The organism is Streptomyces sp. NPDC053076 (assembly GCF_044546845.1).
In the GTDB taxonomy this organism is placed as follows: Bacteria; Actinomycetota; Actinomycetes; order Streptomycetales; family Streptomycetaceae; genus Streptomyces.
In genome coordinates, this window is sequence record NZ_JBITZL010000006.1 from 417,878 (window position 1) to 430,352 (window position 12,475).

The 12,475-nt window shown below is 72.4% G+C and carries 14 protein-coding genes; 5 read left to right on the forward strand and 9 right to left on the reverse strand.

Annotated elements, in window-relative coordinates:
- The first annotated feature begins 49 nt into the window (after window positions 1-49).
- Window positions 50-436, forward strand: coding sequence for an STAS domain-containing protein (locus ACIGYR_RS25865; protein ID WP_391840067.1), 387 nt, complete (start codon window positions 50-52; stop codon window positions 434-436).
- Here the strand turns inward: ACIGYR_RS25865 and ACIGYR_RS25870 are convergent.
- Both ACIGYR_RS25870 and ACIGYR_RS25875 read right to left on the reverse strand, forming a co-directional pair.
- Window positions 320-1,333, reverse strand: coding sequence for a sigma-70 family RNA polymerase sigma factor (locus ACIGYR_RS25870; protein WP_399597215.1), 1,014 nt, complete (start codon window positions 1,331-1,333; stop codon window positions 320-322). The genes ACIGYR_RS25865 and ACIGYR_RS25870 overlap by 117 nt on opposite strands.
- A gap of 148 nt (window positions 1,334-1,481) precedes the next feature.
- Entirely contained in the window at window positions 1,482-2,765 is a 1,284-nt protein-coding gene (locus ACIGYR_RS25875) for an MFS transporter (protein ID WP_399597218.1), read from the reverse strand.
- 63 nt (window positions 2,766-2,828) lie between these two features.
- Between ACIGYR_RS25875 and ACIGYR_RS25880 the strand changes: the two genes are divergently transcribed.
- Complete coding sequence (locus ACIGYR_RS25880) at window positions 2,829-3,782, forward strand: LysR family transcriptional regulator (RefSeq protein ID WP_399597221.1); 954 nt, start codon at window positions 2,829-2,831, stop codon at window positions 3,780-3,782.
- A 151-nt stretch (window positions 3,783-3,933) separates the two neighbouring features.
- Here ACIGYR_RS25880 and ACIGYR_RS25885 read toward each other — a convergent pair whose 3' ends face one another.
- Complete coding sequence (locus tag ACIGYR_RS25885; protein ID WP_399597223.1) at window positions 3,934-4,695, reverse strand: alpha/beta hydrolase; 762 nt, start codon at window positions 4,693-4,695, stop codon at window positions 3,934-3,936.
- 134 nt (window positions 4,696-4,829) lie between these two features.
- On the opposite strand from ACIGYR_RS25885, the gene ACIGYR_RS25890 reads away from it, so the two are divergent.
- Window positions 4,830-6,017 (forward strand): adenosine deaminase, encoded by a 1,188-nt coding sequence (locus ACIGYR_RS25890; RefSeq protein WP_399597227.1) that lies wholly within the window; start codon window positions 4,830-4,832, stop codon window positions 6,015-6,017.
- Window positions 6,018-6,169: 152 nt separating this feature from the next.
- The gene (locus tag ACIGYR_RS25895; protein WP_399597230.1) at window positions 6,170-6,529 is read left to right on the forward strand and encodes an ATP-binding protein; all 360 of its coding nucleotides are present in this window, start codon (window positions 6,170-6,172) and stop codon (window positions 6,527-6,529) included.
- A 163-nt stretch (window positions 6,530-6,692) separates the two neighbouring features.
- Here ACIGYR_RS25895 and ACIGYR_RS25900 read toward each other — a convergent pair whose 3' ends face one another.
- From ACIGYR_RS25900 to afsQ1, 5 genes are all read right to left on the reverse strand, one after another.
- On the reverse strand, window positions 6,693-6,893 hold the full coding sequence (locus ACIGYR_RS25900) for a PspC domain-containing protein (protein ID WP_345048154.1): 201 nt from the start codon (window positions 6,891-6,893) through the stop codon (window positions 6,693-6,695).
- A 109-nt stretch (window positions 6,894-7,002) separates the two neighbouring features.
- On the reverse strand, window positions 7,003-7,566 hold the full coding sequence (locus tag ACIGYR_RS25905) for a VanZ family protein (RefSeq protein WP_399597233.1): 564 nt from the start codon (window positions 7,564-7,566) through the stop codon (window positions 7,003-7,005).
- A gap of 149 nt (window positions 7,567-7,715) precedes the next feature.
- Window positions 7,716-8,318, reverse strand: coding sequence for a hypothetical protein (locus ACIGYR_RS25910; protein WP_399597236.1), 603 nt, complete (start codon window positions 8,316-8,318; stop codon window positions 7,716-7,718).
- On the reverse strand, window positions 8,315-9,904 hold the full coding sequence (locus ACIGYR_RS25915; RefSeq protein ID WP_399597238.1) for an ATP-binding protein: 1,590 nt from the start codon (window positions 9,902-9,904) through the stop codon (window positions 8,315-8,317). The genes ACIGYR_RS25910 and ACIGYR_RS25915 overlap by 4 nt, the downstream gene beginning before the upstream one ends.
- Window positions 9,901-10,578, reverse strand: coding sequence for a two-component system response regulator AfsQ1 (afsQ1, locus tag ACIGYR_RS25920; RefSeq protein WP_184965132.1), 678 nt, complete (start codon window positions 10,576-10,578; stop codon window positions 9,901-9,903). The genes ACIGYR_RS25915 and afsQ1 overlap by 4 nt, the downstream gene beginning before the upstream one ends.
- 241 nt (window positions 10,579-10,819) lie before the next feature.
- On the opposite strand from afsQ1, the gene ACIGYR_RS25925 reads away from it, so the two are divergent.
- On the forward strand, window positions 10,820-11,578 hold the full coding sequence (locus ACIGYR_RS25925; RefSeq protein WP_399597240.1) for a SigE family RNA polymerase sigma factor: 759 nt from the start codon (window positions 10,820-10,822) through the stop codon (window positions 11,576-11,578).
- A gap of 198 nt (window positions 11,579-11,776) precedes the next feature.
- Here ACIGYR_RS25925 and ACIGYR_RS25930 read toward each other — a convergent pair whose 3' ends face one another.
- A complete protein-coding gene (locus ACIGYR_RS25930) occupies window positions 11,777-12,412 on the reverse strand; it encodes a uridine kinase (RefSeq protein WP_399597243.1) in 636 nt (211 codons plus the stop codon).
- Window positions 12,413-12,475: the final 63 nt, after the last annotated feature.

The window sequence follows — 12,475 nt, forward strand, 5'->3', positions numbered from 1 at the left end:
GGGGAGGGGAACCGGTCAATGTGATCTCCGTCAGCCGGCCCGGTGCGCGATGAGTTACGGCCCCGTCGCCGGTCTACCGCACGTGGACGCCAAGACACCGCCCGTGCTCATGCTCGCCGGCCCCGTCACCCGCAACGCGGTGCCGGGGCTCTGCGACGACCTGAGGGCGCTGCTGGAGATCAGGGGCGCCCCGGTCGTCGTCTGCGACGTGGGCGGGCTCGGACCCCCCGGGCTGGCCGCCGTCGACCTGCTCGCCCGGTTGGAGCTGACCGCCCGCCGGGCCGGCGGGCGGATACGGCTGCGGGACGCCGATCCCGCGCTACACGCCCTTCTCGACCTCGTCGGCCTCCGCTTCCAGGTGGAGGGGCAGGCCGAAGAGCGGGAACCAGCGCTGGGTGTCGAGGAAGCAGTGGAAACCGGTGATCCGGCCGTCTGAGATCTCCAGCACCTGCACCGCCCACGGGCTGAACCCCCCGTTCTCCGGGTCCGGCTTGTAGTGCGCGAAGCCCGGCAGGCCGTTGGCCCGGACCGGCAGCAGGCGGGAACCGGCGCAGGAGGCGCCGATGGTGGTCATGAAGCCGGTGATGTCGGCGGTGCCGCGCAGCCACAGGTCGAACGGCGGCATCGTCATGATGGCGTCCTCGTGCAGCAACGCCGTCAGCGCCGCCATGTCATAGCCCTCGAACGCCTTCACGTAGCGCTCCAGGAGCTTTTGCTGCTCCTCGTCCAGCGGGTCGGACACCGCACCCTCGGCCCCCGCGTCCGCGCGCTCCGCGAGCGTGGCGCGGGCCCGCTGAAGCGCGCTGTTCACCGAGGCGACCGAGGTACCCAGCAGTTCGGCCACCTCGCTCGCCTTCCAGGCGAGCACCTCGCGCAGGATCAGCACCGCCCGCTGCTTGGGCGGCAGCTGCTGGAGGGCCGCCATGAAGGCGAGCCGGACGGTCTCCTTGGCGACGGCGGCCTCCGCCGGGTCCTGGACCGCGGGCAGGACGCGCGCGTCGGGCATCGGCTCCAGCCAGGTGTTCTCCGGGCGCGGCGAGAGCGCCGCCCGGGCGAGCGGGGTCGACTCGGTCAGGTCCATGGGCCGCGCCCGCTTGTTGCCCGCCGCCAGCATGTCCAGGCACACGTTCGTCGCGATCCGGTACAGCCACGAGCGCAGCGAGGAGCGGCCCTCGAACTTCTCGTAGCTCCGCCAGGCGCGCACCAGGGTGTCCTGCACCGCGTCCTCGGCCTCGAAGGAGGAGCCGAGCATGCGGTAGCAGTACCCCGTCAGCTCGGTCCGGTGCCTCTCCAGTGCGACGTCCAGGTCCGCCGTCGCCGTGCCGTTGCCCATCGTCCACCCACCCCTGTGGCCGTCCTGTAGCGCGCCTTCGCGCCCCAGCACTTGGGAAGCTACCGCAGCCCACTGACAATGGCCCCCGAAGTGAGAAAACGCCCAGATCAGAACGGTTGCTTTGCGGGGTGGAGCGGCGTGCGCCGACTCAGTGCGCCCCCACCGGCTCCCGTCGGGCGTCCACCCGGGCGGCCCGCGAGCCGAGGACGGTGATCGTGACGACGCCGAGGACCGCGAGCAGACCGACACCGACCGTGCCCGTCCAGCCGTCCGAGTGGAAGGCCATCGCGCCGACGGTGCTGCCCAGGCTGGAGCCGATGTAGTACGCCGACTGGTACAGCGCCGACGCCTGGGCGCGGCCGTGCGTGGCCGTCTTGCTGACCGCCGAGGAGGCGACCGCGTGCCCGGCGAAGAAACCCGCCGTGATCAGGACCAGACCGAGCAGGACCAGCGGCAGGCAGGAGGTCAGGGACAGGAGCAGACCCGCCGCCGTCGTACCGCCCGCCAGGTAGAGCGCGCCCCGGCGGCCCAGCCGGCCCACCAGCCGGCCCGCGGTGGACGCCGAGACCGTACCCACCAGGTAGACCAGGAAGATCGAGCCCACGATGCCCTGCGGCAGCCCGAACGGCTCCGCCGTCAGCCGGTAGCCGATCACCGTGTAGACACCGCCGAACACCGTCATGAACAGCGCGCCGATCGCGTACAGACGGCGCAGCAGCGGGTCGGAGAGGTGTCCGCGGACCGTGCCGAGCAGCACGCGGGGGCGCAGCGAGCCCGCCGTGAAGTGCTTCGGCGCCGGCAGCAGCAGCCGGAAGGCCACCGCGCAGGCGACCGCGAGCGCGCCGATCACGCCGACCGAGACCCGCCAGCCCCACTCCTGGGCGACCCAGCCGGTGATCACCCGGCCGCTCATGCCGCCGACGCTGTTGCCCGCCACGAACAGTCCGATCGCCGTGACCAGCGCCTTCGGCCGCACCTCCTCGGCGAGGTAGGCCGTCGCCGAGGCCGGAAGACCGGCCAGCGCCGCACCCTGCACCCCGCGCAGCACCACCAGCGCGCCGATCGACGGCGCGAAGGGCACCAGCATGCCGACCGTGACGGCGACGGCCAGGGAGGCCGTCATCACCGTACGGCGGCCGTAACGCTCCGACAGGGCGCTCATGGGCAGGACGAACAGGGCCAGCCCGCCGGTCGCGGCCGCCACGGTCCAGCTCGCCTCGCTCGCCGCGACCCCGAACTCCCCGGAGATCAGCGGCAGCAGCGCCTGGGTGGAGTAGAGGAGGGCGAAGGTCGCGACCCCGGCGAGGAAGAGGGCGAAGCTCATCCGGCGGTAGCCGGGGCCGCCCGGGGTCAGACGGGAGTCGGAGTAGGAGGCAGGGGCGGGGAGAACGGCGTCCACGCTGGTGGACGCCTCGGTACTGGCGGGTGACATGCTTCGACCGTAGGTACCGCGCCTCTCATCCGTCCAATGCATGGATTCGCGATAATCGTTCCCATGGAGCATCAGCAGAGGTCACAGGCGCGGCTGTCACGGACCGGTGACACAGAAGACATGGCGCTGTTGCTGGCGCCCCGCCTCGCCTACTTCGCCGGCGTCGCCCGTACCGAGCACGTCACCCGGGCCGCCCAGGCGATGAGCGTCCCCCAGTCCACCCTCTCCCGGGCGATGGCCCGGCTGGAGCAGGACCTCGGCGTCGACCTGTTCGCCCGGCACGGCCGGACCGTCTCGCTCACCACCGCGGGCCGCACCTTCCTCGCCTCCGTCGAGCGGGCCCTCGCCGAGGTCGAGCGCGCCGCCGAGGAGGTCCGCGCGGACGCCGACCCGGCCACCGGCAAGGTCGCCTTCGGCTTCCTGCACACCATGGGCGCCGAGACCGTACCCGGGCTGCTGCACGCCTTCCGCGCCGACCACCCGCGGGTCCGCTTCAGCCTGGTCCAGAACTACGGCGAGGCGATGCTGGAGCGGCTCCGGGCGGGCGAGCTGGACCTCTGTCTCACCTCGCCCGTCCCCGACGCGCCCGACCTGGTGGCCCGCCGGCTGGACGAGCAGAAGCTCCGCCTGGTCGTCCCCGCGGACCACCGCCTGGCCGGCCGCCGCCGGGTCCGGCTGGCCGAGGCGGCCGAGGAAACGTTCGTCACCCTGGAGCCCGGCTACGGCCTGCGCCGCATCTTCGACTCGCTGTGCGGCGAGGCCGGCTTCCGCCCCCGGGTCGCCTTCGAGGGCGAGGAGGCGGAGACGTTGAGGGGCCTGGTGGCGGCCGGGCTGGGGGTGGCCCTCCTGCCGCCGCCGACTGTCCCGAGGCCGGGCGTGGTGGAACTGACGGTCACGGCCCCCCGGGCGGCCCGCGAGATCGGCGTCGCCTGGCTGGCGGACCGCCCGGACACCCCACCGGTGGCCGCGTTCAAGAAGTTCCTGCTCTCCAGGAGGGGCAACCTGCTGCCGGCCTGAGCGGCAATCTGCTGCCGGCCTGAGGGGCGGCCGGCCCGAGGGGCGCATGGAACCGCGCGGGAACTCCCACGCGCCCGCGCCCCGGATTCCGCGCGCGTCCGCCGAGCCCTATCGCGTCAGCGACCGAGCCCGCGCCCCGGCCCCCCGCGCGCTACCGCTTCAGCGACCGGCCGAACCCCGCGGCCAACGGCATCCGGAGCCCGATCGGCGGCGGCGCGGCCAGCGCGTCCTCCACCGGCCGCGACACCGGACACCCGAACAGCGCGCCCATCACGAAGTCCGCCGCCAGGCAGAGCACTTCGCCGCGGTGACCGTGCAGACCGTGTCTGTCGGAGTGCACTTCGAACCGGCACACCTCCCGGTTCACCTTCTTCGCCCGCGCCGCGAACCGGAACGACAGCTCGGGATCGGTCCGTTCGTCGTTCGTGCCGTGCGCGATCAGCACCCGGCGCCCGACCAGCTGCTTGACCGGCTCGGCGGCTGCGGCGACGTCCTCCTCCGGCAGCCAGGGGGCCAGTGCCACCACGGAGTTGACGGCCTCATGACCGCCCACCCGCAGCGCCGCGCGTGCGCCCATGTCCACGCCGACCAGACACACGGGAACGTCCCCGTAGCGTCGTACGACCTCGTCGGCGGCCCACTCGGCGTCCGCCGCCGGATGTGCCTCGCTGCCGTTCCAGCCGCGGTAGCGGTAGCGGACGGGGTGGACGGCCAGCCCCTCGGTACGGCCCGCGCGGGCGAGTGCGCGGCCCAGTGAGCGGATGAGGGCCGTCCCCCGGACGGAGGACGGTCGGCGGGCGGAGACCTCCTCCCCGCCGGGGAGCAGCAGCACCGCTCCGCTCACCGGCATCGGCTGCGGACCGACTGCCTTGCCCAGCCCGGCCGTTCGGACCGGCCTCGCTTGCTGTCCCATGACAGAACAGTGTCAGAAGGCGCGGTGTACGAAACCCGTCCTGGGGGTCACCGTTCCGTATCGGCGGAAAAGTGCCGGAAAACAGCCGCCGCGCGCACCGGGCGCTCTACGCGCGTAGGAGTTAGAGTGCGGAAATGACGAGCCAGACTGCACCCACGGGGGCCGTCCCGGCGCCCGTGCCGGCACACGTTCCGACGCCGGACCAGATCCGCCGGGCGCCCAAGGTACTGCTGCACGATCATCTCGACGGCGGGCTCCGCCCGGGGACCGTCGTCGAACTCGCCCGGGAGACCGGGTACACCGAGCTTCCCGAGACCGACCCGGGCAAGCTGGGGATCTGGTTCCAGGAAGCGGCCGACTCCGGCTCGCTGGAACGGTATCTGGAGACCTTCCGGCACACCGTCGGCGTGATGCAGACCCGGGAGGCCCTGGTCCGGGTCGCCCGGGAGTGCGCCGAGGACCTCGCCGAGGACGGGGTCGTCTACGCCGAGGTGCGGTACGCGCCCGAGCAGCACCTCGACGCGGGACTGACCCTGGAAGAGGTGGTCGTTGCCGTCAACGAGGGGTTCCGGCAGGGTGAGCGGCTGGCCCGGGAGAACGGCCACCGGATCCGGGTCGGCGCTCTGCTGACCGCCATGCGGCACGCGGCCCGTTCCCTGGAGATCGCCGAACTCGCCAACCGTCACCGGGACTCCGGCGTGGTCGGCTTCGACATCGCCGGTGCCGAGGCCGGCTACCCGCCCACCCGCCACCTCGACGCCTTCGAGTACCTGAAGCGGGAGAACAACCACTTCACCATCCATGCCGGCGAGGCGTTCGGACTGCCCTCCATCTGGCAGGCGCTGCAGTGGTGCGGCGCCGACCGGCTCGGGCACGGGGTGCGGATCATCGACGACATCGAGGTCCACGAGGACGGCTCGGTCAGCCTCGGCCGGCTCGCCTCCTACGTGCGGGACAAGCGGATCCCGCTGGAGCTGTGCCCCAGCTCCAACCTCCAGACCGGCGCCGCCCCCTCCTACGCCGAGCACCCGATCGGGCTGCTGCGACGGCTGCACTTCAGGGCCACGGTGAACACCGACAACCGGCTGATGTCGCACACCAGCCTGAGCCGGGAATTCGAGCACCTCGTCGACGCATTCGGTTATACGCTCGACGACCTCCAGTGGTTCTCCGTCAATGCGATGAAATCAGCGTTCATTCCTTTCGATGAACGACTCGCGATGATCAATGACGTGATCAAGCCCGGATATGCCGAGTTGAAGTCCGAATGGCTTTTCCAGCAGACCGCGTCTACCAGCGGTTTCGGCGGTTTCGGGGCATAGTCGCCGGGTTCCGGCCGGCACGGAATGCGGACGCGCTTTCACAAGCCGTCCGCATTTCGGTGTTTGCGGCGGGTGGTCCGGCATGTTTACGGTCGTGGACCGCTCAGCTCGTTTGTGATCACCCGTTCTCCGCAGGCAAGGACGCATTCACCATGAAGCACGCTGCTGCCAAGACCCTGGGCGTCGCCGCCCTCGGTGCCGTCATCGCCGCCGTCGGCGCGGGCGCGGCCGACGCCGCCCCGGCCGCCCCGGACGCCACGCAGGTCCTGGGCACCGTCACCAAGACGCTGCCGGCCGAGAACGTCGGCAAGGCGCTGCCGGGTGCCACCGAGGCGCTCGCCCAGGGGCAGGGTGGTTTGGGCGCCGGTGTCACCGCCGCCCAGCCCGCCGTGCGGAAGGTCCTCGCGCAGGGGCCGACCGCGCCGGCCGCCGGGCTGCTCGGCGGACTGCCGCTGAAGAGCACGGGTCTGCCCACGCACGGGGTGCCGGTGAACGGGATTCCGATCGGCTGACACCGCCGGCCGTACGACGCCGCTGGGGCGCCCCGCAACCGTCCGGGAGCGCCCCAGCGGCGTACGCACGCCTCCGCGTCTCCACGCCCTCGGCGCTACGGGCGTCCCCGCCCTCGGGCCCACGGGCCTCGATGCCCTCGGGCCCACGGCCTGCGCGCCGTGCTCACCAGGCGGTGCGGGCCTTGTCCTCGGACGGCAGCAGCAGCCACAGCGCTATGTAGACCAGGAACTGCGGGCCCGGCAGCAGGCAGGAGACCAGGAAGATCACCCGCATCGTCGTGGCCGAGGTGCCGAAACGCCGGGCGAGTGCGGCGCAGACTCCGCCGATCATCCGGCCGTGGGTGGGGCGGGCAAGGGCGGTCATGTCGGCTCCTCCGCGGTCGTCGGCTCGCTCACGAGCCGGTGGCGGGGCCCCGGTCGGGACCCCTCAACTGTTGTCCACGGTACGGAGACGAACGGGACGAAGCATCCCTCTACGGGGCGATACCGACCCTGGGAATCGTCGGGGTACGTCCCTGAGACAGCTCCTCCTGGACGGCTACCGCCTGCCCGGCCCCGCCGGGTTCCCGTGCCTGCTGCCGCCGCAGCCAGGCCCGGCCCGCCGGTACGACGGCCAGGTGGGCCAGGACGACACCCGTCGTGTTCAGCAGCACGGAGTCGACGTCCACGACCCGGCCCGGCACGCCGGTCTGCAACAAGGCGATACCGAGGGAGAGCAGAGCGCCGGCCGCGCCCGTACGCATCAGCGAGGCGAACGGGGAGACGGTGAGCCTGCCGTGCGCCAGGGGCAGCAGCACGCCCAGCGGCGCCAGCAGCGCGAGGCCCTCGCCGAGGGGTCTGGCGGCGCCCGGCCAGCCCAGCGCCAGATCGGCCCGGATGCCGGCCAGCGGGCGCAGATTGGGGGGCATCACCCAGGGGACGTCCAGGGGAAGCAGCATCAGCCAGGTGACGAGGGCGAGGTGCGCGACGAGGAGGACACCTCCTGTCACCCGGATGCGGATCGCGGCGCTGCCGCCGATGGAGCCTTGACGCTGCACGCCCCCCTAGACGTCAGGGTGGGCGCGATTGGTTCCGCAGTGGAAACGTTTCGGCGCAGGTGTGTCGTTTCCGGGGCGGGGTTCGGGCCGTCCGGGCCGCCGCCGGCGGCGGCCCGGACGGCCCGGCGGCACATGCCCGCGACGGACTGCTAGCCGCCTGTGACCCCGCCGGACGGCGGCTGGGCGGTGCCGGGATGGTCGCGGACGTCGTCGGTGCACTCGTAGCGCCGCAGGGGGCCCGGCCCCGGACCACCCAGGATGACCGAGCCGTCGTCCTCCGTCGCCGCCGAGTCGGACAGGGTGCACACCAGCTGGGCCAGGGCGTAGGAGGTGAGACGCGAGGGCGCCGTGCTCAGGCGCAGCGTGTCCTCGGGGTCCTTCGGACCGGGCCCGCTCACGCCGAGGCCGCCCGGCACATACGTCGTATAGCCCGCGGAGCGCTCCGCGGCCGACGGCGAGGCGGCGAGCTGGTCCAGCAGCCCCTGCGCCACGATCACCCGGCGCCGGGCGTCCGGGGTGCCCTCCGGCACCCGCACGGCGCGGTCCACGGCCACCAGGGAGGCGCCGCACAGCAGGAAGACCTGCACCGGCACCCCGCGCGAGGACTGCGTGGACCCATCCGGCCCGGCCAGCGAGCACGGCACCCGGGACGGCGCCGCCCCGAAGTCGGTCGGCACCTCCGTGGCCCGGATGCCGCAGCCGGTGAGCAGCGCGCCCAGGAGGGGCAGCGCCAGCAGGCGTCGTACGGTCATGACCCCTCCTTTCCCGCGTCGTCCCGGTCGGTCTCGCTGTCCGTGTCGCCCCCGCCGTCCTCCTCGGTCAGCCGTGAGGGGTCCTGTGGCAGCCGGAGCGTGAACACCGCTCCGCCCTCCGGGGAGTTGGCGGCGATGATCTCGCCGCCGTGGATGTGGGCGTTCTCCAGGGCGATGGAGAGGCCGAGTCCGCTGCCCTCGGAGCGCGGCCGGGAGGCGCTCGCCTTGTAGAAGCGGTCGAAGACGTGCGGGAGGACTTCCTCGGGGATGCCGGGCCCGTGGTCGCGGACCTGGATCTGGATCGAATCGTCCGCTTTCCGCACCGTCACCCGCACCGGCGAGCCGCCGTGCTTGAGCGCGTTGCCGATCAGGTTGGCGAGGATGACGTCCAGGCGGCGCGGGTCCAGGCGGGCGTGCAGGCCGCGCTCGACGTCCAGATCGACCGCGTCCAGCCAGGCGCGGGCGTCGATGCAGGCGGTGATCTGGTCGGCGACGTCGACGTCGTCCAGGACCAGCCGGGCGGTGCCCGCGTCGAAGCGGGTGACCTCCATCAGGTTCTCGACCAGGTCGTTCAGCCGGCGCGTCTCGCTGACCACCAGCCGGACGGCGGGCTCGACCATCGGGTCGATGCCCCCGGCCTCCGACTCCAGCTCCTCCTCCAGGACCTCCGTGACGGCGGTGATGGCGGTGAGCGGGGTGCGCAGCTCATGCGACATGTCGGCGACGAACCGGCGGGACGCGTCGTCCCGCGCGGCCATCTCCGCGACCCGCTGCTCCAGCGCCTCGGCCGCGTTGTTGAACGTCCGGGACAGATCGGCGAGTTCGTCGGTGCCGGACACCCGCAGCCGGGTGTCCAGCCTGCCCTCGCCGAGCCGGCGGGCGGCCACGCCGAGCCGGTGCACCGGCTTCAGCACGGTCGTCGCGGCGGCCTGCGCGAGCAGCGCGGCACCGATCAGCGCGAGTCCGGTGGCGATGCCCAGCGACCAGGCCAGCGAGTTCAGGTCCTTCGCCTCCGGCTCCAGGGACTTGGCCATGTAGCCGGTCGGACCGCCGCCGATGACGCGCGTGCCGGCCACCAGATAGGGCGTGCCGTGGTCCACCACCCGCTGCCAGTAGAGGTGGTACGGCTCCTTGTTGGCGCCGGACACCTGCTGCCGCTTGGCCACGGCCGTGCGCAGCGACTCGGGCACGTCCTCCAGCGCGAAACCGTTGATGCCGCCCGAGTTGCCGTACACCGTCTTGCCGTCGGCGTCCTGGGCGACCAGGAGCACGCTGAAGCGCTGGCTGCTGGCGGCCATCTGGCCCGCCGCGCGCTGTAGTTGGTCCTGGCTCGGGTGCGCGGGCAACGCACCCGCCCGGTTCTGCATCTCCTGCCGGAAGTCACGCAGCACCGCGTCCTGGGCACGGGTGAGCACGGCCTCCCGGTTGAGCCAGTAGGCGATGCCCGACGCCGACACCGCGGCCGTGAGCGCGACCAGCCCGAACACCAGCACCAGTCGCAGCCTGAGGCTGGTGAACCGCAGTCGCGACAGACTCCCCTTGCGCCCCGCGGTCCAGCCGCGCAGCCCCCTGTGCGTATCGGTCACTGAGGGCTGTCCAGGCGGTAGCCGACACCACGGACGGTACGGATCAGGGTCGGGGACGAGGGCACGTCCTCCACCTTGGCGCGCAGCCGCTGCACACACGCGTCGACCAGACGGGAGTCGCCCAGGTAGTCGTGCTCCCACACCAGCCGCAGCAACTGCTGGCGGGACAGCGCCTGGCCGGGCCGTCGGCTCAGCTCCAGCAGCAGGCGCAGTTCGGTCGGGGTCAGCTGGAGATCCTCGCCGTTCTTCGTGACGGTCATGGCCGACCGGTCGATGACGAGGTTGCCGAAGGTCGCCGAGTCGCTGGACTCGCGCTCCCCACGCCTGAGCACGGCCCGGATCCGGGCGTCGAGCACCCGCCCCTGCACCGGCTTGACGACGTAGTCGTCGGCCCCCGACTCCAGCCCGACCACGACGTCGATGTCGTCGTTGCGCGCGGTCAGCAGGATGATCGGCAGCTGGTCCGTGCGCCGGATGCGCCGGCACACCTCGAACCCGTCGATGCCGGGCAGCATCACGTCCAGCACGATCAGGTCCGGCCGCTGCTCGCGCAGCAGCTTCAGACCGTCCTCGCCGCTGGCAGCGGTGGCCACCCGGTGTCCCTGGCGCGTCAGGGAGAGCTCCAGGGCCGTACGGATGGCGTCGTCGTCCTCGATCAGCAACAGGGAAGGCACGGGCTCATTCTGGCCCATGGACGGGGTGTCGTACGACCTGCCGGCGCCATGGCTTCTCCAGCGCCACCACCTGTGCGCAGCGTGTGACCGTCCTGGGAGGGACCCCTGTGACAGGTCTGTGACAGTCGGCGGACACGGCCATGAAGTCGCCCCGGCAGTCTTTTGGTCACGGGCCGGACGGTGAGCAGGAACCGGCCCGGCAGGACCGAGTCACCGGAAGTCCACGACGGGGGAGCGCGAGATGAACACGCTGCACGGCATCAGCACCAGCGCAGTGGTCACGCGCCTGCACGACGTGCACCGGGGCTCCGAGAAGTCCGGTGCTGTGAGCGGGCGGGGGTGCGCTCGCGGCACCGGGCGTCAGCACCCGGCCTCTGCGCAGCAAGGGCGCCAGCCCTACATGTCGGTGGTCGACGCGAACACGGGGGAGCACGGGGGAACCGCGTACGGGGAGGACTCGGGGGAGCGCCGTTCGCTGAGCGAGGCGGAGTTCACCGCCTACGTCCAGGAGCGCCGCGCCTCCCTGTACGCCACCGCCTACCACCTGACCGGCGACCGCTTCGAGGCCGAGGACCTGCTGCAGAGCGCGCTGTTCTCGACGTACAAGGCGTGGGACCGGATCAGCGACAAGGCGGCGGTCGGCGGATACCTCCGCCGCACCATGACCAACCTGCACATCAGCGCCTGGCGGCGCCGCAAGCTCAACGAGTACCCGACCGAGGAACTGCCGGAGACGCCCGGCGAGACGGACGCGATGCGCGGCACCGAGCTGCGCGCGGTCCTGTGGCAGGCGCTGGCCCGGCTGCCCGAACTCCAGCGCACCATGCTGGTCCTGCGCTACTACGAGGGCCGCACGGACCCGGAGATCGCGGAGATACTCGGCATCAGTGTCGGCACGGTGAAGTCCAGCATCTGGCGGTCGCTCCGCCGGCTGCGCGAGGACGAGGTCCTCAGCTTCGGCCGTGACGAGGAGGACGCCTTCGGCGACTTGGTCGCCTGAGGGTCAGGGGTCACTGGGGGTGACCTGAGGGGGGAACACGGGGGAAGCGGGGCCACCGGGGGGTGGGCCCACGGGGGAGCGACAGGAACGGGACTGGCGGGCCGAAGGGCTCGACCAGTCCCGTTTCGCGTTCCGCGACGCGGCGACTGGTGGGACGGAGGGCTCGACCCCGTCCCGTTTCGCGTTCCGCCGGGCAGGTCAGACCGCCGTCTGCTGCCGGGACGGCCGGCCCGTCGCCGCTGTCGCGAGCCGGTCCAGCGCCTCGTCCCGGTCGCACGCGTGCGCGCCGAGGGCCACCTGGCGGGTGATGATCGACCGCTCCGCGCGCATCAGCCGCCAGCCGCGGCGCAGCAGGAACGGCACCGACTTGCGGCCCTCCTGCAGATCCCGCAGGAAGCGCCGCCGGAAGGTGGTGACCGGTCCACGCGTCAGGCACAGCGCGTCCGCGAGCAGGCCCAGTTCCCGGCAGCGCTCGACGATCTCCGCGGCGAAGATGCCCTCCGCGATGAACAGCGGGCTACGACCGATGCTCAGCGTCTCCTCGCCGGTTCGGGCGCTCAGCGAGATGTCGTACACCGGCACCGGCGTCGACCCCGTCGCGCACAACCGGGAGATGGCCTCGACCGCGACGTCCGCGTCCCACGACTCCGGGTGGTCCCAGTCGATGTCCGAACTCCCCTGCACCAGGGGCAGAGTCGGGTCGTCAGCCTCCTTGTAGAAGTCGTCCAGGCGCAGCACGGGAAGCCCGGAACGGGCGGCGACGAGTGACTTGCCCGAGCCCGAGGGGCCGCACAACAGCACGACACGGGCGGGGGCCGGAGGATGAATGCTCACGGAACACCAGTTTGACGCATGGCGGGCACCCTGCCGACCCCGCGGGTCGGCTTTTCAGCGTGA

What these genes read in the sequence shown, in the direction of transcription:
- ACIGYR_RS25865 (WP_391840067.1), top strand. Translation starts at nt 50, where the DNA reads ATGAGTTACGGCCCCGTCGCCGGTCTACCGCACGTGGACGCCAAGACA.
- ACIGYR_RS25870 (WP_399597215.1), bottom strand. Translation starts at nt 1,333, where the DNA reads ATGGGCAACGGCACGGCGACGGCGGACCTGGACGTCGCACTGGAGAGG.
- ACIGYR_RS25875 (WP_399597218.1), bottom strand. Translation starts at nt 2,765, where the DNA reads ATGTCACCCGCCAGTACCGAGGCGTCCACCAGCGTGGACGCCGTTCTC.
- ACIGYR_RS25880 (WP_399597221.1), top strand. Translation starts at nt 2,829, where the DNA reads ATGGAGCATCAGCAGAGGTCACAGGCGCGGCTGTCACGGACCGGTGAC.
- ACIGYR_RS25885 (WP_399597223.1), bottom strand. Translation starts at nt 4,695, where the DNA reads ATGGGACAGCAAGCGAGGCCGGTCCGAACGGCCGGGCTGGGCAAGGCA.
- ACIGYR_RS25890 (WP_399597227.1), top strand. Translation starts at nt 4,830, where the DNA reads ATGACGAGCCAGACTGCACCCACGGGGGCCGTCCCGGCGCCCGTGCCG.
- ACIGYR_RS25895 (WP_399597230.1), top strand. Translation starts at nt 6,170, where the DNA reads ATGAAGCACGCTGCTGCCAAGACCCTGGGCGTCGCCGCCCTCGGTGCC.
- ACIGYR_RS25900 (WP_345048154.1), bottom strand. Translation starts at nt 6,893, where the DNA reads ATGACCGCCCTTGCCCGCCCCACCCACGGCCGGATGATCGGCGGAGTC.
- ACIGYR_RS25910 (WP_399597236.1), bottom strand. Translation starts at nt 8,318, where the DNA reads ATGACCGTACGACGCCTGCTGGCGCTGCCCCTCCTGGGCGCGCTGCTC.
- ACIGYR_RS25925 (WP_399597240.1), top strand. Translation starts at nt 10,820, where the DNA reads ATGAACACGCTGCACGGCATCAGCACCAGCGCAGTGGTCACGCGCCTG.